Here is a 24910-nt window from a genome sequence, read left to right as displayed (position 1 = left end):
TCCCTAGATGTCGTTACCGGTCTTTTTAGTGACCTTACTGCGCAGAGTCAGCAGCAGCATGAGCACCAGCACACCGTAGAGCGTGATGACGATAGGACCACTGAAAAGCACCGAAAAGTCACCGCTGGAGGAGGTCAGAGCATCACGCAGGCTGGTTTCAGCCAGCGGACCGAGCACCATACCAATGATTAGCGGTGCCAGCGGGTAGTCATTCATGCGCATCAAGAAACCCAATAAGCCAATACCCAGCAACAGCAAGAGATCAAAGATTGAAGACGAGGTGGCGTAAATACCCAGCCCACAAAAAACCGTAATCCCCGCATAGAGGTAGGGCGCAGGAATCAGCAGCAGCTTAGCCCAGAGCATCGCAAACGGCAGGTTAATTGCCAGCAACACCACCATGGCGATGAAGAAGCTAGCCAGCAGCGCCCAAACCAGCTCTGGCGAACGCTCAAAGAGCAGGGGGCCAGGTTGCAGACCGTACTGGCGGAAGGCCGCCAGCATAATCGCAGCCGTTGCAGAGATCGGCAGACCCAGCGCCAGCAAAGCACCCATGGCCATACCGGTGGTTGCGTTACCTGCCGCCTCGGGGGCAGCAAGACCACGGATGGCGCCCTTGTCACCGAACTGGGGGTTCTTGCGGCGACGATCCAGCTTACGCTCGGTGCCGTAGGCCAAGAAGGTTGGGATATCCGCACCACCGGCAGGGATAATGCCAAAGGGCAGACCAATCAGGGTACCGCGCCCCCAAGCAGGGGCTGCTTCTTTGAACTCTGCGCCCGTCAGCCAAGCACGGCCCTTGGGGCGGATAATCTTTCCCTCTTCTTGGTGGCGGGCAACCGAAGCGCTGTAGAAGACCTCGCCCAGGGCCAGAATCGCTACGGTCACGGTGACCAAAGAGATACCGTCAAAGAGGTAGTTGGAGTCCATGGTGAAGCGGGGAATACCGGTCACGCCATCGATGCCGACCACAGCCACACCTAGACCAAGAGCCAGTGAGAGCAAACCCTTGACCGCTGAGTCGGTTACCACTGAGGACGTCGCTGCGAAAGCAAAGATAGCGAGCGCTAGGTATTCTGCTGGGCCGAATTTGGTGGAGAAGTCTGCCAGCACGGGTGCCAGGAAGACCACAAGAATGGAGGAAATGAAACCACCGATGAAGGCACCAATAGCAGCTACCGCTAGAGCCTGGGCGGCGCGTCCATTTTTGGCCATGCGATGCCCCTCAAAGGTGGAGGCAATCGCAGAAGCCTGGCCGGGTGTGTTCATCAGAATACCCATGGTGGAATCACCGAAAAGACCGCCGAAGTAAACACCGGCGAACATGATAAAGGCGGCTGTAGGTTCAAGGGCGAAGGTGACGGGCAGTAGCAGAGCCACCGCCATCGATGAACCCAACCCGGGCATGACGCCCACGGCGGTGCCCAGCAAACAGCCAATGAGCACCCACAGCAAATTTTGCAGGGTGAAAGCACCGGCAAAGCCGTCGGCCAGCAGTGAGAGAGCGTCCACTAGAAACCGCCTCCTAGAATTCCAGAGGGGAGGTTGAGCCCTAGCCCCATGTCAAAAGCGATGTAGGCCAGTGAGCTGACGGTCAGCCCTACGATGAGTGCCATCAGAGGGTTTTTGGCCCCGAATCCGCGGGCAACACACCAGAAGAGCAGACCAGCGCCGATGACCCAGCCCAAGTATTCGAGGGTGAGGGCAAAGAAGAGGAAGCCTCCAACGGCCCAGGCAAGGGAACGAATATCCACCCGGGTAATAACGTCCTCGTGGGCTGCTGCGGCGGGGTCTCCGTCGCGGTAGGTGCCTGAGCTTTCCACCGTCTGCAGAGTATCCGATGTGCGGTGTTTTCTAATCACAGCAAGGATGTCAGCCAGTGCCAGTACGTAGAGCACGGCGGTAATAATCGCCGGGAAGAAACGGGGGCCAGGGAAGGCTACAGAATCGGGCACCGTCATAGTGAGCATGCCGACCAAAAGGTAGGTAGCCAGGGCAATAATCAGCAGGGGCATGCTGAGATCCCTGATCATGTGAGCCCTGTTCTGACGGGCACTGAGTGTTTCAGCCACGACTAGACCCCCAAACTTTCATAGAGGGAGCTAATGCGCTCTTTTTCCTCTTCCAAGAAGACATCAAGTTCATCGCCCGTGATGACGCGTTCGGCCCAGTTATAGCGCCCTACCGCCGTTGACCATTCTTCGGTTTCGACCGTTTCAAGCACGATATCGGTTAGCTCTGCCTCTTCTTCAGCGGTCAGCCCACCTGGGGCAGCCAGGAGGCGCCAGTTGGATAGGGTCACGTCATAACCCTGCTCCACGGTGGTGGGTGTACGACGCCGCAGCCCGGTGGGCAAAATGCTGCTGGGCTCAGCAGCACAGCGTATCATCCTTGAAGCTAACGCCCCGGTGGTAGCGGTCAAGCCCGCCAACTAAAACCTTCTGAGACCAGCGCCCCGTGCAGGCCTTGTAAAAAGAAAACTTCACTGACATGAAGTAAGAACATGCCAGTGAAGTTTTCTTTTACAGCATAGGCCAATGAGGAGCTGATGCCACTTTTGTCAGAGGTGCGCTATTTCTTTTCGCGCCCGAAAGCTAGAGAAGCCAGCACGGTAGCACCGGTGACGGTGGCAGCTCACTCCCATGATTCGAGTTGAATATAAGCTAACTCGCAATCCGTAACTATGCTTTGGCTGGCTGCAAGGTGGACGGTGCTGGAAAAGGCAGGTCAAAGAATTCTTGATCGGCTGTGATGTCGTTGTAGTTATTGGTTTTTGCAGTGATGCCATCGGGACTAACGCTCACCAGAACAACCTCTTTATGGCCATCATCAAGCTTCAGTGTGTAGTTATCCGCCAAATAGCTGATTCCCAGATTATCGAGGACTGTCTCAGCCTCGAACCAGTCCTCAGTCACAAGAACTTTTTGCCCCAAAAGGTTAAAGACGTGAAACTCCTGACCTACCGGTTCAATCCAGCCTAGTAGTTCATGGTCATCGTCACGAAAGTGTTCTATCCACTGGCTACGCATAGCGTTAGGCACTCATTTCTTTCCGCGCCCGAAAGCTAGAGAAGCCAGCACGGTAGCACCGGTGACGGCACAGACAGCGGGCCAGGGGCCAATCTTCTTGTGCAGCACGTGGGAGTAGCCAAAGCCGCCCAGGTAGACAGCGGTCAAGGCTGCAGCGGTGCAGGTTCCTGCGTTTTCCTGCCACCCTTTGAAGGCAGCTACGCCACCGGCGGCCAGGGCAACACCGCCCAGTGCACGCACCTCGGTGAGGCGGGCAACCTTATAGCCACCCGTCAGGCCGGCAGCGGCAGCAGCGGTGGGGATCAAAACGTTCATGAGGTTCTCCTTCGATACAGCGGGGTCAGATTCCAGATTACCCCTCCGTCAGCCCGCACGAAGCTAGGTGGGCCTGGGTGTTACCCGAAAACTCCCTGCCAGAAACCCGCTCTCGGCTAGCGTCCTGCCACTAGATGCGAAAGAATGGTAAGCAGACAAACTAACCCACCGAACAGATAGATGAAATCAGTGGAAAAACAGAAAACCAATGTTGAGTCCTTCGACCTGGACCACACCAAAGTTGCTGCCCCCTATGTTCGCGTAGCAGGGCGTAAGGAGCTACCCGGCGGGGATACCCTCATTAAATACGACGTGCGCTTCACCCAGCCCAACAAGGGGCACCTGGGCATGAAGGCTGTGCACTCCATCGAGCACATGACCGCCCACCACATGCGCAACCATACCGACGCGCTCATCGACTTCTCCCCTATGGGCTGCCAGACCGGCTTCTACGCCCTCACCCTGGGGATCGAGCCCGCAGACTTCACGCAGATCCTAGCAGCCACCATGCAGGATCTTCTGGACGCCACCGAAGTGCCCGCAGCTAACGAGGTGCAGTGCGGTTGGGGTGCTAACCACTCCCTCGAAGAAGCGCAGACAGCCGTTGCAGCCTTCCTGGACCGCAAGGATGAGTGGGAAGAGGTCATGGCCTCATGAATTCCTTGCTACCCCAGGAATTCGCCACCGCGGTCATCGTTCAGGTGGCTATGGACGAAGAAGCTGCTCCCTTCCTTGAACTGACCGAGCCCGCCGCCGATGATTTCGGAGTGGGCGTCGCTCAGTTCTACCCCCGCACCCTGAATACCGCAGGTACCACCCAGCCGGTTCTGCTGGTCCGCTCAAAAATTGGTCTGGTCAATGCGGCTACCGCGCTCACCACTGCACTGGGGCTGGTCTCCCACCCCGCCGCCGTCCTCTCAGCTGGCACCGCAGGTGGCCTGCACACCAGCATCAACGTGGGTGACATCGTAATCGGCGCCGACTACACCTACACTGACGCGGACGCCACCGCCTTTGGCTATGAGTACGGGCAGGTGCCCGGTATGCCCGCACGCTACCAGGCCAGCGAGTCGCTGCTGGAGCAGGCGCAGGCTGCGGCCCAGGTCTACACCGGTGAAGGCCAGGTGCGTTATGGCACCATGCTGGCAGGTGGCTCCTTCGTTACCGCCCACAACGTTAAGAACACCCGCGAGATCTTCCCCGAGGCACTGTCCACCGACATGGAAACCACAGCGCTGGCCCAAATCTGCGTTTCTCGCGATCTGCCCTTTATCTCGGTGCGCGGCGTCTCTGATCTGTGCGGCCCGGCCGCTGACCAGGACTTCCATATGGACGCCCCCATCGTCGCTGCGCGGAGCGCTCAGCTCGTAACAGCCCTCATTAATACCCCCGCCTAGGAAAAGAGAGACACTATGAATAAGCACACCTTGCGCGACGGCAACGAAATCCCCCAGCTGGGTCTGGGCACCTACCCCATGACTGACGCTCAGGCTGAGGTGGCAGTTTCTGAGGCTATTGCTCGCGGCTACCGCCTAATCGACACTGCCGTTAATTACGAAAATGAGACCGGCGTGGGCCGCGGCGTGCTGCGCTCAGGTACCGACCGTGGCGATATTTTTGTGCAGTCCAAGCTGCCCGGGCGTGATCACGGCTATGAGGGTGCCATGCGTTCCATCGAGGGGACCCTCGAACGGATGGGCCTGGACTATCTGGATGCCTACCTGATTCACTGGCCCAACCCCTCCCAGAACCTCTACGTGGATACCTGGCGAGCGCTCATCAAGTTGCAGGAGGAGGGCACCGTCAAAAGCATTGGTGTCTCTAACTTCCTCCCGGAGCACATTGACCGTCTGATAGAGGAAACCGGTGTAACCCCGGCGATCAACCAGATTGAGCTGCACCCTTACTCTCAGAAGAAGGATTGGGCTGCGTACAATACCGACCACGCAATTTTGACCCAGTGCTGGTCACCGCTGGGGCGTAAGACCGATATGCTGAAGAACGCCGTGCTCGCCGGTATCGCAGCTGAGGTTGGCAAGAGCGTGGCGCAGGTAATTCTGCGCTGGGAGGTGCAGAACAGCTACCTTCCCATCCCTAAGTCCTCTAACACTGAGCGGATGGAAGCTAACCTGGATGTCTTCAGCTGGGAGCTGACGGATGACCAGATGGACGCCATTACCGCCCTCGAAGCGGGTGTGGGCAGGGGCTTTGACCCCAACACCCATGAAGAAATGTAAAAACCTTCTTTACCAAAAAAGCCGCCCCGTGCGTCCTTTCTAAGGATGCGCGGGGCGACTTTTTGTGCTGAATTCCCGGAGGGAATGAGTAAGGCCGACCCTAGACGCCGAGGACTTCTGAGGCACGGGCGACATCCAAGTTCATCTGTTCGATGAGCGCTTCAACGCCGGTGTAGGCCACCATTCCACGCAGGTAGTCCACGAATTCTAGGGTGATGTGTTGGCCATAGAGGTTGAAGGCTTCTACTGCTTCTTGGGGGCGTCCGATGACGTGCGCTTCGACCTGGCGGCAGGTGATTCCTTCGAAGGTGGGGTTGGTGCCCACGGAGATAGCAACGGGGTGGCGAGTACCTGCCTCGTCAGTGAGCCAGCCGGCGTAGACACCGTCTGCTGGTACGAGGCCGGTGGAGTTGGCGTCCATGTTGGCGGTGGGGAACCCGAGTTCGCGGCCGCGGGCTGCACCGTGAACGACTTCGCCCTGCATAAAGTGGTTTCGGCCCAGAATTTCAGCGGCTTGGGCCACTTTGCCCTCGGTGAGCAATGAGCGGATGCCGGTGGATGAACAGCGGTGGGTTCCATCTGCTAGGAGGTCCTCAACCACGATGACGTCAAACCCGTACTGTTGGCCGAGCTCTTTCATGGTGTTGAGGTCCCCGGAGTTGCCGGCGCCAAAACGGACGTCGTCACCGATGACGACGTAGCGGGCGTTCAGCGCTTCAACAAAGGTGCGGTGCACAAACTCATCGGGGCTCTGGGCTGCGAAGTTCAGGTTGTAGTGAAGGAGCAGGTAGACATCGATACCGAGGGAGTCCATGATGCGCTGGCGGGAATCCTGGTCCATGATTTCCACGTGATGCCCGGCGGGGTTGTGGACCACGGCAGGGTGGGGGTCAAAAGAGACGGCGACGGAGGTGAGGCCGTGGTGCTGAGCAGTCTCTGCCAGGGTTGAGAGCACCTTTTGGTGGCCGATATGTACGCCATCGAAGTTGCCGATGGTGACCACGGTGGGGCCAAAGCCGGCGGGGACCTGGGCAAGGTCGGTATAGCGCTTCACGGTACTCCTTGGGGGTGTCTTGCTCGTGTCTATGATACGCGGTTTGCTGTTGGCCCGCACACGCAGCGCCTGGTTTATGCGTTGACCCGGCCGGGCCTGGTGTTGAACAGCCACCAGAGCCCCACCATGGGGAGGATGAGGGGGATGTATCCGTAGCCGGAGCCGAAGTGGGACCACACCGAGGCAAGTTCGAAGTGCTGGGGCTGGATGTAGCTGAAGATGCCTACCAAGATGACGCCTACCATCTCGATGCCCACCGCTCCCAGGGACACTTTCCAGACCCCCTCCCCCTTTTTGGCGAGAGCGATGGTCGCAACCAGGTAAATCAGGGCTGAGATAGCCGAGAGGGTAATGGACAGCGGCGCCTCGTCAAATTTGCGGATGACCTGGTAGAGGGAGCGCGCACCTGCAGAGAGTGTGAAGACCGCATAGACCACTACTAGAAGGCGACCAAACCCGCTGGTCTTCTTGTCGAGAGTTGCTGTTGATGACTGTTCCATTATTTTCCTCAGTGATAGCGGGGGCTCGCCCGTTGATTACGGTAGAGCGCCCGTACCAGCTAACCTTCTCACCGGCTCGCTAGCGCTCACCAGCGATTCATACCAGACCCAGCCAGTCGGCCACGGGCGTTCTGCCACTCCCACCTGGCATCGCGTCTAGCACATGATTTTTAGTAGTAGTACCAGAGCATGTTCATGCGGTGCAGCATGATAATAAGTACTGGCCCGGTCAGGCCGAGGACCAGGGTGGACCAGCGGCTACGTTCGGTGAGCGACCAGATGAAGGTGCCGGCTGGGATGATCATGGCGGTGATGAGGTAGCCGTAGAATTCTAGCCAGTCGCCGCTGGGCCCGTCGGTGAGGGCCTGCATGATGATGGAACCGACCAGGTAGATCATCAAGAAGGCTTCGAGTACGAGCACAGAGCCCTGTGAGTAGTCGTCGGGGGCGGCACCGCGTAGGAACTGGAAGATGCAGATGGCGAAGCTGAGGGTTGAGAGCACTAGGCATGCCCAGAACCAGAGGTCAAGGCCAGCGATCATGCAGGGTTCTCCTCAAAAGTTTTGCCTGATTCGAAGACCAGGATGGGGCTGGCGACGTCCTCGCGTTTCCAGCGAGTGTTCTCAATCAGGGCGACGAGCGTGCCATCAGGAGCGAAGGTGGCGCTGATACCGGCAGTGGTGGGCTTGTCGTGCCCACCCTTGCTGCCGGCCTGTTGGTGATTCAGTGAGGACACCGGGGTGTGCTCGGTGCCCGCCGGGCCGGGGCTGATGCGCCTGCCATTCGACAGATCGGTTGCCTCCGTTGCGGTGAGCAGGCGTTCGGTAAAGAGCCTGCGGGCTGCTTCTTCGATGGGTAGCAGGGGCACTGCCTGTTCAGCTTCCCGCCCCGCAATGAGGGCATCAAGGCTGTAGGCATCCTCTACCGATATCTCGCCGATAGCGGTGCGGCGCAGTTGAGTCAGGTGGGCACCCACACCCAGAGCAGCGCCCAGGTCGCGTGCCAGGGCACGGATGTAGGTGCCGGCTGAGCAGGTGACGGTTGCCGCCACATCCAGCACGCTAGCGGTAACTATCTCGGTTGAGGTGGCTACGCCGTCCTCGTCGGTTTGAAGCACGCGTTCTACCTGTACGGTCTGAGGGGTCACCGAGTGAACCTCAAAACCGTGCACGGTGATGGGGCGGGCATCCAGTTGAACGTCCTCGCCGGAGCGTACCCTGGCGTAGGAGCGCACACCGCTAACCTTGATGGCTGAAACGGACGAGGGCACCTGCTCGATTGCGCCGGTAAGCTTCGCTACCTGCTCAGCAATCATGTCCTCGGTGATAGCATCAACCGCAGCTTTGCTGGCAACCTCGGTGATATCACCTTCGGCGTCATCAGTCACGGTGCTCAGCCCCAGGCGCATGACGGTGGTGTAGGTCTTGGTCTCCCCCACCACCCAGGTCAGCAGCTTGGTTGCCTTGTTGACGCCCAGAATAAGTACCCCGGTTGCCATCGGGTCCAGTGTGCCTGCGTGGCCTACCTTGCGGGTGCCAGCAATCCACCGCATTTTTGATACCACGTCGTGGCTGGTCATCCCTGCGGGTTTATCAACAACAATGAGCCCCGATGGGCCGGTCGCACTTTTCTTCGCCACGTTTACTTACGCTTCGTCGTCTTCTTCGGTCTTGTAGGCGTCCGCACCTGCGACGTAGTCAGCGCCCTCTGCGGTAGCGGCGATTTCGGCGTCGCGTTCTTTGGTCTTGCGCAATAGGTCCTCGATGTGGGCAGCGTTAACCGGCACCTCATCGGGCACGAAGGTGAGGGTGGGGGTCAGGCGGGCGGTGATGTTCTTACCGACCTCTGAGCGTAGGACGCCCTTGGCGCTTTCTAGAGCAGCAGCGGTTGCCTTCTGCTCCTCGGCGTCCCCGAATACGGTGTAGTAGACCGTGGCGTGCTGAAGATCGTTGGTCACGCGGGCGTCGGTGACAGTGATGAACCCCAGGCGGGGGTCTTTGATACGGCGTTCTAGTGCCTGAGCGACGATGACCTTGATGCGGTCAGCGAGCCGGGCGGCGCGGGCTGGATCAGCCATGAGTTTTCTCCTTGTAAGAAGGTCTGCGGCTTTTCTCCCAAACACAGCAGCTGCCGGACGCAGCGGCGGTGCTTAGTCTTGTGAGAAAGCCTCGAAGTTTGTTCTCTATAAATTCTAATGGGGGTGGGGTGGCCGCTGTGCGACCACCCCACCCCCAATCATCGGGTGCCTAACCGGTGGGGTTAGGCGCCGGTACCCTTAGGGAGGGCTTAGACGCGGGGCTTTTCCTGCATCTCCCAGGTCTCGATGATGTCGCCGTCCTTGATGTCGTTGAAAGACCCAAGACCGATACCACATTCGAAGCCCTCGCGGACCTCGGTGGCGTCGTCCTTGAAACGGCGCAGTGACTCAATCTTGAGGTTGTCTGCAACCACAGCGCCGTCGCGAACCAGACGAGCGTTGGTGTTTCGCTTGATGGTGCCGCTGCGGACGATTGAACCGGCGATGCTGCCCCACTTGGAGGAGCGGAAGACCTCGCGTACTTCAGCTGAGCCGAGCTCAACTTCTTCGTACTCGGGCTTGAGCATACCCTTGACGGCTGCTTCGACCTCTTCGATGGCGCGGTAGATGACGGAGTAGAACTTCATTTCTACGCCTTCTCGGTCAGCCAGTTCTGCCACGCGTTCTGCGGGGCGGACGTTGAAGCCGATGATCACTGCGTTATCGACGGTTGCCAGGTTGACGTCGTTCTGGGTGATTGCACCTACGCCGCGGTGGATAACGCGCAGCTGAACTTCGTCGCCGCCAGCCTCGATCTTCATGAGGGATTCTTCCAGTGCTTCAACAGCACCGGAGACGTCGCCCTTGATGATGAGGTTGAGGGTGTCCATCTTTCCTTCAGCCACTGCGGCATCGAAGGATTCGAGGGTGACGCGCTTGCGGCGTTTAGCCAGCTGGGCGTTGCGGTCTGCTGCTTCACGCTTTTCAGCGATCTGACGGGCGGTACGCTCTTCCTCGGTGGCCAGGAAGGTGTCACCTGCGCGGGGCACGGTGGACAGACCCAGGACCTGGACGGGGCGTGAGGGGCCAGCTTCTTCAACGCTGGTGCCCTTCTCATCGAACATAGCGCGGACGCGGCCGTGAGCTGCACCGGCGACAATAGCGTCACCGACGCGCAGAGTACCTGACTGGACGAGCACAGTAGCAACTGCACCGCGGCCCTTGTCCAGGTTGGCTTCAATGGCAACACCGCGGGCTTCCTTGTTGGGGTTAGCCTTGAGTTCCAGAGCACCGTCTGCGGTGAGGCAGACAGCTTCGAGGAGCTCAGTGATGTTGAGGCCCTGACGTGCTGAAACGTCAACGAACATGGTGTCGCCACCGTATTCTTCGGGGATCAGACCGTATTCGGTGAGCTGACCGCGGATCTTCTCCGGGTTAGCGCCTTCCTTATCGATCTTGTTGACGGCCACCACGATCGGCACTTCTGCTGCCTGGGCGTGGTTCAGGGCTTCAACGGTCTGGGGCATGACGCCGTCGTCCGCTGCGACAACCAGGATGGCGATGTCGGTGACCTTGGCACCACGGGCACGCATAGCGGTGAAGGCTTCGTGACCGGGGGTGTCAATGAAGGTCAGCGCACGGTCCTGGCCGTCAACCTCGGTGTGAATCTGGTAAGCACCGATGTGCTGGGTAATGCCGCCGGCTTCACCGTCGATGACGTTGGTGTTGCGCACAGCATCCAGCAGGCGGGTTTTACCGTGGTCAACGTGACCCATAACGGTCACTACGGGCGGGCGGAATTCGAGCACGTCGTCGTTTTCGCCTTCAGCTTCAGCTTCAAGGTCGATGTCGAAGGATTCGAGTAGCTCGCGCTCTTCGTCTTCGGGGGAAACGACCTTGATGACGTAACCGAGTTCAGCACCGAGCAGTTCGAAGGTTTCTTCGTCCAGTGACTGGGTCTGGGTTGCCATTTCACCCAGATGGATGAGAACGGTGACCAATGCTGCTGCGTTTGCGCCTATTTTCTCGGAGAAGTCCATGAGGGAGGCGCCGCGGCGCAAGCGAATCTCGGTGGTACCGTCACCGTGAGGTACGGCGACGCCACCAACAGTCGGCTGACGCAGCTGCTCTTCACGACGCAGAGCTGACTTAGTCTTGCCCTTCTTGCGCTTACCACCACCGCGGCCGAATGCACCCTGTGCATTGCCGCGGCCTGCAGGGCCACCACCGGGGCGACCGGGGCCACCACCACCGCGACGGGGGCCGGTGCCGCCGCCTGCGGGAGCACCAGCGCCACCGCGGGCACCAACGTTGCCGCTCATCTTGGTGGGCATCATGTTGGGTGAGGGGCGGTTGCCACCTGCACCGCCGCCTGCGGGGCGGGGAGCACGGTTATCGCCACCTGCACCGGCACCTGCAGGGCGGGGTGCGCGGTTATCGGCACCTGCACCTGCGGGGCGGGGAGCGCGGTTATCGGCACCTGCAGAACGCGCGTTGCGGCCACCTGCGGGGCGGGGAGCGCGGTTGTCTGCACCGGCAGGACGGGGACCACCGTTACCTGCGGGGCGGGGTGCGCCGCCGCGGGGGTTACGTCCACCTGCGGGACGCGGACCACCGGTACGGCCTTCACCGCGTTCGCCACGCTCGGGGCGGTCGCCGCGCTTACCCATACCCTGTGAGGTTGAGAAGGGGTTGTTGCCGGGGCGGGGGCCGGGCTTACCTGCGGGCTTGGGAGCTGCAGGCTTAGGTGCACCGGGCTTGGGAGCAGATGCCTGCATGCCCTGTGAGGTTGAGAAGGGGTTGTTGCCGGGGCGGGGGCCAGCAGGCTTGCTGGTCTCAGCCTGAGACTCAGCTGCCTTAGGAGCAGCAGGTGCCGGCTTTTCAGCTTCAGCCTTGGGGGCATCAGCGGGCTTGGGCGCGGCGGGCTTCATGGCACCGGGCTTCGCTGCTGTGGGCCTAGAAGCGCTGGGCTTAGCAGCCTCAGTCTGGGGGGCCGCAGCAGGCTTGGCGTTAGGGAAAGCAGCGCGGAGTTTTTTAACAACCGGTGCTTCGAGGGTTGAAGAAGCACCCTTGACGAATTCGCCAAGTTCTTGCAGCTTTGCTACTGCTTCTTTAGAGGGGATTCCGAGTTCTTTAGCGATCTCGTGAACGCGGGGCTTAGCCACTTTTCTCCTGTTCTGATTCGCACCAGAACAGGCGCGAACCTTCAGTTTATTGGGGGTGGCAGCTCATGGTGAGCTGCGGTGTTGCCGGTGTCTGAGCACAGAAAAGCACTCATTGTGCGGCACTCATCGGGTTTCCATCAGTTTTCTGACTCGCTTTCTTACAAGGTAAGTCGTCAAACTCGTTTGACTTTCTTGGTTCGCCTGGGTCTTACCCCTGAACCGGTGTGCAGCACTATGCTGTGATCACCAGTTCATTTGGCTGTACCCGGGTGCGAAAGGCCCTGCTGAACGCGTTCTTTTTGATTGCGAGCGCCAGGCATTCCTGAGTGTGGTGGAGCCAGGCTCCCCTACCCGGGTGATTTTTTGCCGGGTCAAAGGTGAGCCGCGGGGGCTCGCCGTCAACCTTTGCAATTCTGATGAGGTCTGACTGCGCAGCAGTTGCGCGGCAGCCGATACAGGTACGAAGAGGAGTGTGCATGTGCCCCTCCTTTTCGTTCTGTTACCAGGACGCTACCGCCTGCCTCTCTCCATGGAGTAGAGGGGCAAGAGTGGGCGCACTGGTTCCCTGTTAATAACCTCTAAAGACCAGTTTAGCCCCCTTACGGGGGCTAACGGCAACTATGTTAGTTAGCTCTCGCTATCCGAAGCTTCAGTCTCGGTCTCTGCAGCGGCTTCTTCGGCTGCTGCTAGAGCCGCACGGTACTTGGATTCAGCGATGATATCGATACGCCAGCCGGTGAGCTTAGCAGCCAGGCGGGCGTTCTGCCCTTCCTTGCCGATAGCCAGTGAGAGCTGGTCATCGGGCACAATAGCGCGGGCTGAGAAGGTTTTGCGGTCGGTCACCGTTACTTCGCTGACCTTGGAGGGTGAGAGCGCTCCGGCGATGAACTCTTCGGGTGAGTCCGAGTAGTCAACGATGTCGATCTTCTCGTTATTCAGCTCACCCATCACGGCGCGCACACGAGATCCCATTTCACCGATGCAAGAACCCTTGGGGTTAATGCCGGGCTTAGTGCCGCGCACTGCCATTTTGGTGCGGTGACCAGCTTCACGGGCGATGGCCATGATTTCAACTGAGCCGTCCTGAATTTCGGGCACTTCGTGCTCGAAGAGGCGGCGCACCAGGTTGGGGTGTGAACGCGAAAGTACGATGGAGGGGCCCTTGGGGCCGCGGCGGGCTTCTAGGATGTAGGCGCGCAGGCGGGTGTTGTGGGTGTACCGTTCACCGGGCACCTGCTCAGCGGTCGGCAAGACCGCTTCGAGGGTGCCGAGGTCAACGTGAATCATGCGGGGGTTAGGGCCCTGCTGAATAACACCTGAAACCAGGGTGCCTTCACGGTCTTTGAACTCACCGAGAACCTGGGAGTCCTGAGCATCGCGCAGACGCTGGTGAATGATCTGACGAGCGGTTGAGGCCGCGATACGCCCAAAGTTGTTGGGGGTGTCGTCAAATTCGCCGATACGCTGGTCATCTTCGTCGAGCTCAGGAGCCCAGATGGTGACGATGCCGCTGGAACGGTCAATCTCTGCCCGTGAGCCTCGGATTGCACCGGGCTGCTTCTGGTATGCCAACAGAAGGGCACTTTCGATCATGGGGATCAGGTCGTCAATCGAGATGTCGCGCTCTTTTTCGAGCAGGCGAAGGTTGCTCAAATCAATGTCCATGGCGGGCCCTTCTATGTAGCACGGCGCCGGGGCGTTTTCACACCCCGGCCCCGCTAAGTTGTATGCGCACCCTAGGGGTGCAACCTAAAGAGGTTATGCGTCGTTGCTAGCTATTCTACCGACTAGGAGCTAGCGGTTAAACTCAATTTCTACCTTTGCGGCAGAAATCGCGTCCCAGGGAAGGGTATGCGCATCGCGGTAAGACTCCGGCTGACCCTTCTTGGTTTCTTTTTTACGGCGCAGGACCGGGCCCTCATCACTCACTGAATCGAGGCGGGCAAGGTAGTTTTCCCCGCCCTTTTCGGTGATATCAATCAGGCGATCAATCGAGCGCTTCCAGTGGCGGGTTTCGATCAGCGGGCTGGTGACGCCGCGGGATGAGACCTCTAACATGTAGGGAGCCTCACCGTCGTTAGCTTCATCGAGCGCCGATGAAATTGCCTGTGAAACCTCAGCGATGGTGTCCAGCGAGAGAGCATCGGTGCGGTCTTCTGGGTAATCAATCACGATCTCAAGGGTGCGGTTAGCGCCCTTGCCCTGGGCTGTGACCTTTTCAAGCACCAGCTTAAAGTCTTCGGCTACCACCTTCTTGATAGCACCACGCACTTCATCCAGCACAAGAAAAGAGCCGGACGCAGCCGGTGGGGTGGAAATACCCTCAGCGGCACGGGCCGATGCCCTGCGCTCGCGAGCATTAGGAGCGTCCTTTTTTGAAGCCTTGGGGCCGTTCGCCATAGCTTTTCTCACCTTTCACGGTTTGTCGTCTTCTCTACCCTAACCGATATCCCGGGGCCGGTCAGTTAGCTCTGCCTGGGCATGGATCTTTCTGGCAGAATGGGGTGTGTCCTTCCCGCCGTCCCAAGGTTGCCCATGCCCCGCTCTCTTCCCAAGATTTTTGCCGCTCTTCTGGCCCTGATACTTCTTGCTCTGGTCGCAGTTGGCTTGACGGCGCAGAGGAAGAGCGAGCAGACCCGGGCAGAGCTTGAGACTCAGAGCGCAATTGCAGCTCAGCTCCTTTCTCTGCAGGAAGCCGGTGAGGACGGCGAGCTAGGTGTGGCGATTACCGCATCTTTGGAGACTTTGGCACCGGCTGCCCGAGAATTTAAAGTCGTTCAGGTTTCAGACGGTTCCGGGAGCCGGGTAGAGCAGAGCCTTGATGCGCTGCTCTCACTCGGGTTTGATACGCAAAATGCAGCTGACCGCGAGCGCGCCCTCATGACTGCGGTGAGGGTATGGCAGGGAGCAGCAGCTGATGGTCTCGTTGAGGGAAATTACCCTTCCGCGCTAGAGCAGCGTTTAGAGGGGTTGGAAGGTGTTGTCTGCGATAACCCAAACCCAGCTCCTGTAGAGGGGGCGGTTTCTGAGCCAGTTCTTCATCTGCAGGATGCTTTAGGACAGCTGGGCTATGTCACAGAGGTTTACGCTGCCCGCGCCGGTCAGGAATACGGCGAGGTAGCTGAGACTGCTGGCAGTTGGGCTAAATTTGCTGAAACTCTTGAAGGTGAGCTTTCCCCGATTTTGAGCTGTGAGGGGCTCTTGCAAGCCCCGGCGGCGTCCTACCCTCTGGCTGAACCTGCGGACGCTTCTACGCAGCTGGATGCTACGCTGGCAGCTATTACCACCAACGCGCAGGCTGCCCTCGGCGATTCTGCCCTACCAACGGAGGCTGACCGGGTAGAGCTTCTGCTGGTCAAAACCCTGCTGGATGCCGGCAGCGCCAGCTAGGCGCCGGTGAATAGGTCGTAGCTGAGCTTAAGAATCAGGGCGCTCACTACGCAGAGCATCATCACCCGTATAAAACCGTTGCCCCGTGCTATGGCGGTGCGAGCACCCAGGTAGCCACCAGCCATATTGGCAACCCCCAAGGCCAACCCCAGCAACCACACAGTGTGCCCACCCAGGCTAAAAAGTACGATAGCACCCAGGTTGGTTGCAGCATTAATGATTTTGGCGTGAGCGGTAGCCTGCAAGAAGCTATAGCCCAGGAGTGAAATCATGGCAATCATCAAGAAAGAGCCTGTGCCGGGGCCCAGCACCCCGTCATAAAAACCGATGACTGCACCAATCCCCAGACTCGTCAGTAGCAACCGCCCACCGGTATGTTGGGGGCGGCTCAGCTCCCCCAGCTTAGGTTTTAGAAGGGTATACACCAGCACTCCGCCCAGAGCAAGAATGATCAGCGGCTTAATGAGAACCACCGGCAGAACCGTTGCTAGCAGAGCGCCCATCACGCTAGCACCAAAAGCAAGGAGGGCGGTGGGCAGTGCCGTGCGCCGGTCCACCGGGACACGCCGTAAGTAAGTGGTTGCACTGGTGAGGGTGCCAAAGACAGAGCCCACCTTATTGGTCGCCAGCGCCTGCACCGGGGTTAGCCCGGGCACCATGAGTAAAGCGGGCAGCTGAATCATTCCGCCGCCACCGACCACGGCATCCACCCAGCCAGCCGCGAAAGCAGCCAGCAGCAGCAAACTCAGAGTCAGCAGATCTAACCCTTCAAACCCCAGCATCGCACCACCGTCCTTTTACACCAACAATAAAGAGGTGGAAGGGGTACCCCTTCCACCTCTCAAACCTAACGCAAAGCTAAGTTCTAGCCTTGAACCTCAGCTAGGATCTCTGCAACCGCATCGGCCACAGCAACCTCACGTGCCTCACCACTGCGGCGGTCCTTGACCTCAACCCTGCCCTCGGCAAAGCCACGCCCCACGACCACAATGGTGGGAACGCCCAACAACTCAGCATCGCCAAACTTAACGCCGGGGGACGCCTTGGGGCGGTCATCAAAAATGACCTCAAGCCCTGCGGCTTCAAGGTCAGCAACCAGTGCCTCAGCGCCATCAACGATTTCAGTGCCCTTACCGGTCATCACCACGTGCACATCGGCCGGTGCAAGGTTGCGGGGCCAGATGAGGCCGCGATCATCGCGGTTGCCCTCAGCAACGGCAGCCAGTGCACGAGTGACACCCACACCGTAAGAACCCATGGTGACGGTTTGCAGCTTGCCGTTCTGGTCCAACACCTTCAGACCCAGTGACTCAGCATATTTGGTGCCCAGCGCGAAGATGTGGCCCATCTCGATGCCGCGGGCAGTCATCAGCTCACCTGAGCCGTCCGGAGCGGGGTCGCCCTCGCGCACTTCGCAGGCCTCAATGACGCCATCAGCTTCGAAGTCGCGGCCCGCGACCAGGTAGTAGATGTGCTTGCCGGCCTCATTAGCGCCGGTAATCCAGGCAGAGCCGGGCACCACGCGGGGATCCAGGTAGAAGGGGATGCCGGTAGCAGAGTCTTCACCCAGAAGCTTGGCATCCAGCGAGTTGCCGGGACCGATGTAGCCCTTGACCAGCTGGGGGAACTTCTTAAAGTCTTCTTCGGTTGCAGCCTCGACCTCAACCTCGCCACCAACACCTAGCAGGGCGCCGACGTTAACCTCCACACGATCCATATCTACGGCACGGTCACCGGGTACACCGATGGCGACCAGCTTACGTTCGCCGTCCGGGAGGATGACAGCAACCACGACGTTTTTGAGCGTGTCAGCCGCGGTCCAGGCGCCATCCGCCTTGGGGTGCAAGGAGTTGGACTGGTCTACTAAAGTTTCAATGGTGGGTGACTGGGGGGTCTCCAGCACGATAGCGGCGGGGGTATTGGTTGCGTCCACGGGCTCAGGAACCACGGTGGTTACAGCCTCAACATTTGCTGCGTAGCCACCAGCTGAGCGCACAAAGGTGTCCTCACCGATGGGTGTGGGGTGCAGAAATTCTTCTGAGCGGGAGCCACCCATAGCACCAGACTGAGCCTTCACAATCACAATTTCCAGACCCAGACGCTCGAAAATCTTGATGTAGGCGGCACGGTGAGCCTGGTAGGCCTCATCCAAACCGGCGTCATCAATGTTGAAGGAGTAGGAGTCCTTCATGATGAATTCGCGGCCGCGTAGTAGACCGGCACGGGGGCGGGCCTCATCGCGGTACTTGGTCTGAATTTGGTAGAGGCAGACTGGCAGATCCTTGTAAGAGGTGTATAGATCTTTGACCAGCAGTGTGAACATTTCCTCGTGGGTGGGAGCCAGGAGCATGTCAGTGCCCTTGCGGTCCTGTAGGCGGAAGAGGTTATCACCGTACTCGGTCCAGCGGTTGGTTGCCTCGTAGGGTTCGCGGGGCAGCAGCGCCGGGAAGTGCACTTCCTGGGCGCCGATGGCATTCATCTCTTCGCGCACAATGTTCTCTACCTTGGCGAGAACCTTCAGGCCCAAAGGTAGCCAGGAGTAGATGCCGGGAGCGGCGCGGCGAATGTAGCCGGCGCGCACCAGCAGTTTGTGGCTGGCGACTTCGGCATCAGCCGGGTCTTCGCGCAAGGTGCGCAGGAATAGGTTAGAAAGGCGCTGTACCAAGGTGCTGCTGTTCCGTTTCTTGTAAGTGGTCTGGAGATGCCTGCCTCAGGCGAGGCAGGCACAGTCTACTCCCAGTTTACCGCTTAGAGCTGTGGGCAGCACCCCCGATGTGTGCTGCCCACTCCCCAACCGTTTGATTAGCGGAGGTTCAATGATTTGTACCATTCAGTCTTTGCAAGACCACGTTCGTTAAGGTCAGCTCCCAACCACTCAGTGCCCTTGTACCAGGTGGCGGTACCACCCTCGAATTCCTGAGTCACGATGGGGTCCCCCTCAGGGTCTGTACCATGAACTTCATCGCCCACGGGGGCACCCAGCATTGCCATCGGGCCGTACATTTTATAGTCACCGCCGTAAGCCCATTCACCGTAGCTCGCAAATCGCGGGCGGTCACTCAGCACGTAGCTATCCAGCAACATATTTGACTTCACAGGCACAGCACCCGGTAGGGGCTTCTGCTCACTGGTCGCTTTGATATACCAATCGTTGCCATCAGCATCTTTGGTGACGAGAACACCCGGCAAACCAATGTATCTTGCGCTAGACCAGTCGAAGGTGGTGTCAACGGGCAGATTTTCATCGTAGACGCGGCCTGCTACGTCATCGGGGAAACCGTTGACGAGTGCGGGCAATTCATCGTGGTAGATAAGGTAGTCTTCACCCTGCCACTCGAGAGATAGGGGGCGGGAGAGAAGCACCTGATTCTCGGGCAGGGCATAAAGCATAAAGCCGTAATCGTCCCAGTTGTAACTGAACTGGGTGTGCTGCATCACAAGAGCCTGCAGAGTCAGCTGACCGTCTTCATTACTCACCAGAGTTTGCCAGAGGTAGGGGCCGTACTCCTGCGGTGCCAGGAGGTACTCAGCCACTGCATTGGTGTTCATCCAGATAGCCTTGTTCTGCTCGGCTGAATAAAGGACTGAAATATTGTTGCCGAAATCCTGCGAGTAATAGACACCGCTACGGTGGGTAACGGCTGAAACCGGCGCAGTAGGCTGGAAGTCGGTGGTAGAGGCAACCAGTGCGTCAATAGTGATGGAAGCGTTTTCTACATCGCTCTTTGCAGGGTCTTTGGGGTTATCCGGGGTAATAGGGATGATGGGGTTGGCAGGCTCAGGGGTCTCTTCTTTGTAGAAGCAGTTGCCGGTCTGCACGCGCTCGGCTTTCCACTGTTCCGCTTCTGGGCTGTTGAGATCCAGTGAGGCACCTGCATGCTCTCCTGCGAGGACGATCAGCGAGCGGGTCTGCCCGTTATAAGTGGTAACAGATGGGCCGCAGTAGGCATGATTCCAAGCATCCCCTTCAAAGCCACCAAAAACCTCTGCGCCGCCCGCTGCCCTAAAGGTTGCTGCGTTCTCTGCACCATTGAGCACCTGCACGCCGTTCCTCTTATTCCAGGTGATGGTGGCATTTTCAAAGTCCTGAGCACAGGTTTTATTGGGGAAACACTTTTCAGGGCTTAGGGGCTGGCCATACTTAGCCGGATCTTTAAGCCACAGCCTGGCAATGCCAGACTTCGGGGCAGGGCTGGCTTCGGCAGCTTGAGCCGTGGCGGGGGTCATCGTTACTATCAGTGCTGCAGTAGCCACAGCGGAGGTGGCGTAAGCGTAGAGGTTTTTCATAGTTCCCTATCCTTGATCAACAAAGAGACCCTACTGCTTCTAGCGGTGGTTAAAGCCTCTCATATCTATAAGAATATGCTTGTCAGAGCGTTTTTTCTGTCTATGACGAGGTATTACCTGCCCCCACTTATAGGGCACTTTCCACCTGTTGTAAGGTTCAGAACAGGATAGTGGAGAAAGTGCCTGTCTGTTCCCAGCCTGTGCGTTGATATAGTGCCCTGGCAACCGTGTTATAGCTGTTGACATAGAGCGAGAGCTGGGGAAAGCGAGTGCGAATGAGTTGGGACGCTTGCACCAGCAAGGTGGGTGCCAGCCCCTGCCCCCGATAAGCAGGGTGCAACCAGACGCCCTGCAGTTGGCAGGCGTCCCCGTGAGCCAACCCCAAATCTGTTTTAAAGACGACCACGCCCTCATCGTTGACGGCCACCAGGGTGCGCCCACTGCGGGTCAGGTCATCGATACGGCGGGTATAGCCTGCCGGGTCACGGGCCATGGGGTCATAACCCACTTCTTCAGTAAACATAGCCACCGAAGCGCGCAGTAGGCTTTGTCGGTCAGAGGTGCGTGCCCACCGCACCTTCTCGGCAATTTGCGGAGCTGTTAGGTTAGGGCGGCGCAGTTCTCTATCTGCAAGTTCGGTCAGGTCAACATACTCGGGCAGCTCCAGCAGGGGCTGGTCTTCTCGCACGTCAAAGGGCGTGGGCATACGCTGAGCTAGGTATTCCCACAGACCCATCACAGCTTCACGGCGCCCAAAGATAGATCCGATCCTGCGGTGATGCCTCAGGACGTACTGGGCAACCTGGCGTTGATACTCAGCAGGTATGGTCAGGGGCACGCAATTAGCGCCCAACCACAGGGCACCCACCAGAGCGTAGCGAGGTTCCCGGTTTTCTGGTGATACCGCTTCGGCGTAGCCAGGTAGAGAAGCTTCGGTGTGACTCCCCTGCACTCTGCCGACAGTTTCTGTAGTTCTAGCAAACGTTGCCTCTAGCACGTTGAGCACTCGACGCGGCAGGCGTCCAGCTACCACTGATTCTGGGGGCGCAGCGTCCTTGGGCGAGCCCTCAGCAGTTGCGGCGTGGCGGGGCGCGAATATTCCAATAAACCCGTGGGGGGTCTTGAGGGCGTTCAGGGTGCTGGGCGCAGGCAAGCCAAAAATGTTGAGGTGTTCAGCGGCATATAAAAAACCCACCGGGTCAGTGCTAATCAGGGCCTCCAGCTCATCTCGGTCATCGAGAGTGAGCGGGCGTATGATGGCGTCCGCAGCGTTGCGCTGGATCTTTGATAAAACTGACACGGTGGGTGTGCGGTGGTTTAGTTGCTCACTGAAACAGTGGGGTCACCGGAGAGGTCGATTTCGCCGCGCTCTTCCATTTCGCGGGCAATGCGGTTGGCCTCATCGATGAGGGTCTGCACAATGTCCTCTTCGGGCACAGTCTTAATAACCTCACCCTTGACAAAAATCTGCCCCTTACCGTTACCGGAGGCAACACCAAGATCGGCTTCGCGAGCTTCGCCGGGGCCATTCACTACGCAGCCCATGACGGCAACGCGCAGGGGCACCTTCATACCTTCAAGGCCCTTGCTGACGTTCTCTGCAAGTTCCCACACATCTACCTGGGCGCGGCCGCAGGAGGGGCAGGAAACGATATCGAGCTTGCGGGGGCGCAGATTGAGTGATTCAAGAATCTGGGAACCAACCTTAACCTCTTCAACGGGAGGAGCTGATAGGGAGACGCGAATGGTGTCGCCAATACCCTCCGAAAGAAGGGCACCAAATGCTGTAGCACTTTTGATAGTTCCCTGGAAGGCTGGGCCTGCTTCGGTGACCCCTAAGTGTAGGGGCCAGTCGCCGGCAGCCGCCAGCTGACGGTAGGCCTCCACCATAATGACGGGGTCGTTGTGCTTCACAGAAATCTTGAAGTCGTTAAAGCCGTGCTCCTCGAAGAGTGATGCTTCCCAGACAGCGGACTCCACCAGTGCTTCGGGGGTTGCCTTACCGTACTTTTCCAGCAGGCGGGGGTCCAGCGAACCAGCATTGACACCGATGCGAATGGAGGTGCCGTGATCCTTAGCTGCAGCAGCGATTTCCTTGACCTGGTTATCGAACTTGCGGATGTTACCGGGGTTCACGCGCACAGCACCGCAACCGGCTTCAATCGCCTGGAAGACGTACTTGGGCTGGAAGTGAATATCAGCAATCACCGGGATCTGGGACTGCCTAGCGATAATGGGCAACGCCTCGGCGTCCTTATCGGTGGGGCATGCCACGCGCACGATGTCGCAACCGGACGCGGTCAGCTCAGCAATCTGCTGCAGGGTGGAGCCAATATCGTGGGTTTTAGTGGTCGTCATAGACTGAACCGAGATGGGGGAATCTGACCCTACCCCTACGCTACCTACCTTGAACTGACGGGTTTTGCGGCGCGGCGCCAGCACGGGTGGCGGTGCGGCGGGCATTCCAAGAGCGACTGAGGTCAAGATAATCCTCCAAAAGACTTACAGGCGGCACACCGGCGGTGGCACGCGTTGTTTCAACTATATATTGTGCCACGCTTCTGCGCTGGGGGCGCTTGAGCTAGCGCACATAGAGGTCAGGCTAACGTCGATGTATCAGACTCCGTATTGAGCAACGTCCACCTATACTGAGTCCTATGACCCAGACCTCACCCTTGCCCCGCGTCCTCTCAACCAATATCGCTGACCCTGTGCCCTATCAGACGAGAACCCAGAAAATAACCGGCATTAACAAGGTGGCGCAGTCTTTTATTGAGGTCTTTGCACCGGGGCCTCACTATGGGGATGGCTCCGGGGTTGCGGGTGATACCATCGGCGACACCAAGCACCACGGCGGGCAGCACAAGGCGGTCTACGCCTATGCGCGCGAAGAGCTGGACTACTGGGGCGAGCAACTGAGCCAAGACTTCACTGATGGTTACTTTGGTGAGAACCTCACTACCGAAGGAATCACCTGGGCTGAGGTACTGCTCAACCAGCGTATAAAGGTGGGAACGGCAGTGCTCGAGGTGAGTGTGCCCCGCTCCCCCTGCCGCACTTTCGCCACCTGGCTGGATCAGCGCGGCTGGGTCAAAACCTTCACCGCCCGCGGGGACGCTGGCGCCTACATGCGTGTTATCACCCCGGGCACCGTTAGCCCCGGCGACACCGTGGAGTTTCTGGACGCACCCACCCACGGGATCACCTTGGGCACGGCTTTCGCCGCCGCCATGGGCGATAAGCAGGCGGCTCGCGCTGTGGCAGAAGCGAACTGCTACCCGCCCTTCTACCAGGCAAAGGTTGAAAAGCTCGCGGGCATCACAAGCTAGCTACTAGAAAACGTTGATGGGCTTGAAAATATCAGCAGCCACCAGAATAACGGTCATCACCAAGAAGGAACCTGCCACCAAGTAGGTCAGCGGCAGCAGCCTCACCGGGTCAAAGGGGCCAGGATCCTTACGCCCTAACAGGCGGGCAGTCTTGCGGCGGAAGCCCTCCCAGAGTGCACCTAGCACGTGCCCGCCGTCCAGAGGCAACAACGGTATCAGGTTGAAGACAAAGAGCATGAGGTTCATTTGAGCGATCAGTGAAACCAGGGAGGCAGCCTTATCGCGCAGCATGATTTCGTCGTGGGCAGCGATTTCACCGGCAATACGCCCCACTCCCACCACTGAGACCGGGCTGTTGATATCGCGCTCCCCGTTGGTGATCAGGGTTTGTGCTACTCCGTAGACGCGGGCGGGTAGCTTAATGAGGGTAGCCCCGATTCGCTCAAGAGACTGCCCAACCGTGGGCAGCACCTCCCCTACCGTTCCAGGGGTCAGCTCGGTTTCGGGGCTGATACCAATGAAACCAACATCAACGGTTTCTAGGTTGCCCTCACTATCCACCGTATAGGTCCCTAATAACTCATCCATCACCGGGCGGACGGTCAGTATGGGAGTAATCTGGAGTTCTTGTAGCTGACCATCACGCTGCACGGTGACGGGCACGGTCTGATCGGCACGGTCGCGAATCATAGAGCTGAGCTGTTCCCAGCCAGTCACCGGTTCACCGTCAAAACTGGTTATTACATCGCCCGGCTGCAGGCCAGCTTTCAGAGCAGGTGATACCGGGTCTTCTGCGCCGCATTCAGTTGCAGACGCGCTATCAGCGTCGGTAGCGCTCACTTGCTGCACGCACTCGGATACCGTACTAACGGTTGCGGTGGGCTGATAAGAGCCGAAGCCGGTCACCAAAATGGCGGTACACATCAGCCCAATGAGCAGGTTCATGGTGGGCCCACCCAGCATAATAATGATGCGTTTGTAGACCGGTAGCTGATAGAAGAGACGGTTTTCGTCCCCCGGTAAGATGCGTTCAGCATCCGCCTCGCGGGCATCGGTGGCAAGTTGCTGGAAAGGGCTGGTTCCGCCGGCTCGACCTCCCTGATTTTCCCGACCCGGCGGGTACATGCCGATCATGGAGATGTAGCCGCCCAGGGGTAGCGCCTTGAAACCGTATTCCGTTTCACCGCGCCGCCAGGAGAAGATGGTCTTACCGAAACCAATCATGTACTGCGGCACCCGCACCCCAAAGAGCTTGGCGGGCAGCAGATGCCCCACCTCATGCAGGGCAATGGATACGGCAATAGCGAGCGCCATCAGCACAACACCCAGAATGAAGAGCAGAATACCCACAGAACTCCTTGAATCGCGGTAGGACGCCGGGGGCCCACCTCTCTTGTCGGCGAGTTGGGGTGGCGTCGGGATATACCAGCTTTTTAGCCTACGCCACCGGCTAGAAATTAGGTGCTCTTGGCGAGCTGATGAGTCTTTGAATTTGCCAACAGTGGGACTGACGCATCCCAGGGAGAGAATATGAGATAGCGGTAGCAGGCTGGCTCGGGGCTGGCGTGAATCGCCGCGTGAGCGCTAG

Annotated in this window: 25 protein-coding genes and 1 pseudogene; 6 read left to right on the top strand and 20 right to left on the bottom strand. The window is 58.8% G+C overall.

Features of this window, described 5'->3' with window-relative positions; genetic code table 11:
• Positions 1 to 3 precede the first annotated feature (3 nt).
• The 3 genes from VVR27_RS03600 to VVR27_RS03590 are packed head-to-tail and all read right to left on the bottom strand — an operon-like array spanning position 4 to position 2320.
• Positions 4 to 1512 (bottom strand): tripartite tricarboxylate transporter permease, encoded by a 1509-nt coding sequence (locus tag VVR27_RS03600; protein WP_368547099.1) that lies wholly within the window; start codon positions 1510 to 1512, stop codon positions 4 to 6.
• A complete protein-coding gene (locus VVR27_RS03595; protein WP_368547098.1) occupies positions 1512 to 2072 on the bottom strand; it encodes a tripartite tricarboxylate transporter TctB family protein in 561 nt (186 codons plus the stop codon). The genes VVR27_RS03600 and VVR27_RS03595 overlap by 1 nt, the downstream gene beginning before the upstream one ends.
• Before the next feature lie 2 nt (positions 2073 to 2074).
• Positions 2075 to 2320: a hypothetical protein gene (locus VVR27_RS03590; RefSeq protein ID WP_368547097.1), complete on the bottom strand. Its 246-nt coding sequence runs from the start codon at positions 2318 to 2320 to the stop codon at positions 2075 to 2077.
• A 1-nt stretch (position 2321) separates the two neighbouring features.
• Between VVR27_RS03590 and VVR27_RS03585 the strand changes: the two are divergent.
• A pseudogene (locus VVR27_RS03585) lies at positions 2322 to 2435 on the top strand (universal stress protein); the annotation flags it as partial.
• Positions 2436 to 2681: 246 nt separating this feature from the next.
• Here the strand turns inward: VVR27_RS03585 and VVR27_RS03580 are convergent.
• Both VVR27_RS03580 and VVR27_RS03575 read right to left on the bottom strand, forming a co-directional pair.
• The gene (locus tag VVR27_RS03580) at positions 2682 to 3041 is read right to left on the bottom strand and encodes a hypothetical protein (protein ID WP_368547096.1); all 360 of its coding nucleotides are present in this window, start codon (positions 3039 to 3041) and stop codon (positions 2682 to 2684) included.
• Positions 3042 to 3344 (bottom strand): hypothetical protein, encoded by a 303-nt coding sequence (locus VVR27_RS03575; RefSeq protein ID WP_346872802.1) that lies wholly within the window; start codon positions 3342 to 3344, stop codon positions 3042 to 3044. It abuts the gene before it with no gap.
• A 189-nt stretch (positions 3345 to 3533) separates the two neighbouring features.
• On the opposite strand from VVR27_RS03575, the gene VVR27_RS03570 reads away from it, so the two are divergent.
• The 3 genes from VVR27_RS03570 to VVR27_RS03560 are packed head-to-tail and all read left to right on the top strand — an operon-like array spanning position 3534 to position 5581.
• Complete coding sequence (locus VVR27_RS03570; protein WP_251380805.1) at positions 3534 to 4001, top strand: S-ribosylhomocysteine lyase; 468 nt, start codon at positions 3534 to 3536, stop codon at positions 3999 to 4001.
• Positions 3998 to 4741 (top strand): 5'-methylthioadenosine/S-adenosylhomocysteine nucleosidase, encoded by a 744-nt coding sequence (mtnN, locus tag VVR27_RS03565; protein WP_368547095.1) that lies wholly within the window; start codon positions 3998 to 4000, stop codon positions 4739 to 4741. Before VVR27_RS03570 ends, mtnN begins: the two co-directional genes overlap by 4 nt.
• Before the next feature lie 15 nt (positions 4742 to 4756).
• Positions 4757 to 5581 carry an aldo/keto reductase gene (locus tag VVR27_RS03560; RefSeq protein ID WP_251380803.1) on the top strand — a complete coding sequence of 275 codons (825 nt, stop codon included), beginning with the start codon at positions 4757 to 4759 and terminating at the stop codon, positions 5579 to 5581.
• A 100-nt stretch (positions 5582 to 5681) separates the two neighbouring features.
• Here VVR27_RS03560 and VVR27_RS03555 read toward each other — a convergent pair whose 3' ends face one another.
• The 9 genes from VVR27_RS03555 to rimP all read right to left on the bottom strand — a co-directional run bounded on the left by VVR27_RS03555 (position 5682) and on the right by rimP (position 14716).
• Positions 5682 to 6635: a bifunctional riboflavin kinase/FAD synthetase gene (locus VVR27_RS03555; RefSeq protein WP_368547094.1), complete on the bottom strand. Its 954-nt coding sequence runs from the start codon at positions 6633 to 6635 to the stop codon at positions 5682 to 5684.
• Between the two features lie 74 nt (positions 6636 to 6709).
• Positions 6710 to 7135 carry a hypothetical protein gene (locus VVR27_RS03550; RefSeq protein ID WP_368547093.1) on the bottom strand — a complete coding sequence of 142 codons (426 nt, stop codon included), beginning with the start codon at positions 7133 to 7135 and terminating at the stop codon, positions 6710 to 6712.
• A gap of 170 nt (positions 7136 to 7305) precedes the next feature.
• Positions 7306 to 7677, bottom strand: a complete 372-nt coding sequence (locus VVR27_RS03545; RefSeq protein ID WP_251380800.1) for a hypothetical protein — start codon at positions 7675 to 7677, stop codon at positions 7306 to 7308.
• Positions 7674 to 8774, bottom strand: a complete 1101-nt coding sequence (gene truB, locus VVR27_RS03540) for a tRNA pseudouridine(55) synthase TruB (RefSeq protein ID WP_368547092.1) — start codon at positions 8772 to 8774, stop codon at positions 7674 to 7676. Before truB ends, VVR27_RS03545 begins: the two co-directional genes overlap by 4 nt.
• Before the next feature lie 6 nt (positions 8775 to 8780).
• Positions 8781 to 9212: a 30S ribosome-binding factor RbfA gene (gene rbfA, locus VVR27_RS03535; protein ID WP_237203506.1), complete on the bottom strand. Its 432-nt coding sequence runs from the start codon at positions 9210 to 9212 to the stop codon at positions 8781 to 8783.
• Between the two features lie 209 nt (positions 9213 to 9421).
• Positions 9422 to 12316 (bottom strand): translation initiation factor IF-2, encoded by a 2895-nt coding sequence (gene infB, locus VVR27_RS03530; RefSeq protein WP_368547091.1) that lies wholly within the window; start codon positions 12314 to 12316, stop codon positions 9422 to 9424.
• A gap of 232 nt (positions 12317 to 12548) precedes the next feature.
• Entirely contained in the window at positions 12549 to 12794 is a 246-nt protein-coding gene (locus tag VVR27_RS03525) for a YlxR family protein (protein WP_251380797.1), read from the bottom strand.
• Positions 12795 to 12943: 149 nt separating this feature from the next.
• A complete protein-coding gene (nusA, locus tag VVR27_RS03520) occupies positions 12944 to 13981 on the bottom strand; it encodes a transcription termination factor NusA (protein ID WP_368547090.1) in 1038 nt (345 codons plus the stop codon).
• Between the two features lie 129 nt (positions 13982 to 14110).
• Complete coding sequence (gene rimP / locus VVR27_RS03515) at positions 14111 to 14716, bottom strand: ribosome maturation factor RimP (protein WP_368547089.1); 606 nt, start codon at positions 14714 to 14716, stop codon at positions 14111 to 14113.
• A 135-nt stretch (positions 14717 to 14851) separates the two neighbouring features.
• On the opposite strand from rimP, the gene VVR27_RS03510 reads away from it, so the two are divergent.
• Positions 14852 to 15706 carry a hypothetical protein gene (locus tag VVR27_RS03510; RefSeq protein ID WP_368547088.1) on the top strand — a complete coding sequence of 285 codons (855 nt, stop codon included), beginning with the start codon at positions 14852 to 14854 and terminating at the stop codon, positions 15704 to 15706.
• On the opposite strand, the gene VVR27_RS03505 is transcribed toward VVR27_RS03510, so the two are convergent.
• The 5 genes from VVR27_RS03505 to ispG form a co-directional block, all read right to left on the bottom strand.
• Positions 15703 to 16488 (bottom strand): TSUP family transporter, encoded by a 786-nt coding sequence (locus VVR27_RS03505; protein WP_368547087.1) that lies wholly within the window; start codon positions 16486 to 16488, stop codon positions 15703 to 15705. The two genes, VVR27_RS03510 and VVR27_RS03505, sit on opposite strands and share 4 nt — an antisense overlap.
• Before the next feature lie 83 nt (positions 16489 to 16571).
• Positions 16572 to 18371 (bottom strand): proline--tRNA ligase, encoded by a 1800-nt coding sequence (locus VVR27_RS03500; protein ID WP_368547086.1) that lies wholly within the window; start codon positions 18369 to 18371, stop codon positions 16572 to 16574.
• 137 nt (positions 18372 to 18508) lie between these two features.
• Positions 18509 to 19993 (bottom strand): hypothetical protein, encoded by a 1485-nt coding sequence (locus VVR27_RS03495; RefSeq protein ID WP_368547085.1) that lies wholly within the window; start codon positions 19991 to 19993, stop codon positions 18509 to 18511.
• Positions 19994 to 20150: 157 nt separating this feature from the next.
• Entirely contained in the window at positions 20151 to 21293 is a 1143-nt protein-coding gene (locus tag VVR27_RS03490) for a GNAT family N-acetyltransferase (protein WP_368547084.1), read from the bottom strand.
• Positions 21294 to 21310: 17 nt separating this feature from the next.
• A complete protein-coding gene (ispG, locus tag VVR27_RS03485) occupies positions 21311 to 22477 on the bottom strand; it encodes a flavodoxin-dependent (E)-4-hydroxy-3-methylbut-2-enyl-diphosphate synthase (protein WP_346872676.1) in 1167 nt (388 codons plus the stop codon).
• Between the two features lie 173 nt (positions 22478 to 22650).
• On the opposite strand from ispG, the gene VVR27_RS03480 reads away from it, so the two are divergent.
• Entirely contained in the window at positions 22651 to 23322 is a 672-nt protein-coding gene (locus tag VVR27_RS03480; protein WP_368547083.1) for an MOSC domain-containing protein, read from the top strand.
• 3 nt (positions 23323 to 23325) lie between these two features.
• Here VVR27_RS03480 and VVR27_RS03475 read toward each other — a convergent pair whose 3' ends face one another.
• Complete coding sequence (locus VVR27_RS03475; protein ID WP_368547082.1) at positions 23326 to 24672, bottom strand: RIP metalloprotease; 1347 nt, start codon at positions 24670 to 24672, stop codon at positions 23326 to 23328.
• Positions 24673 to 24910 lie beyond the last annotated feature (238 nt).

Origin of the sequence: Rothia sp. LK2492, from assembly GCF_040946345.1 — a bacterium.
In the GTDB taxonomy this organism is placed as follows: domain Bacteria; phylum Actinomycetota; class Actinomycetes; order Actinomycetales; family Micrococcaceae; genus Rothia; species Rothia endophytica.
The sequence above is the reverse complement of the archived record's forward strand: the minus strand, read 5'-3'. Positions and strand labels throughout refer to the sequence as shown.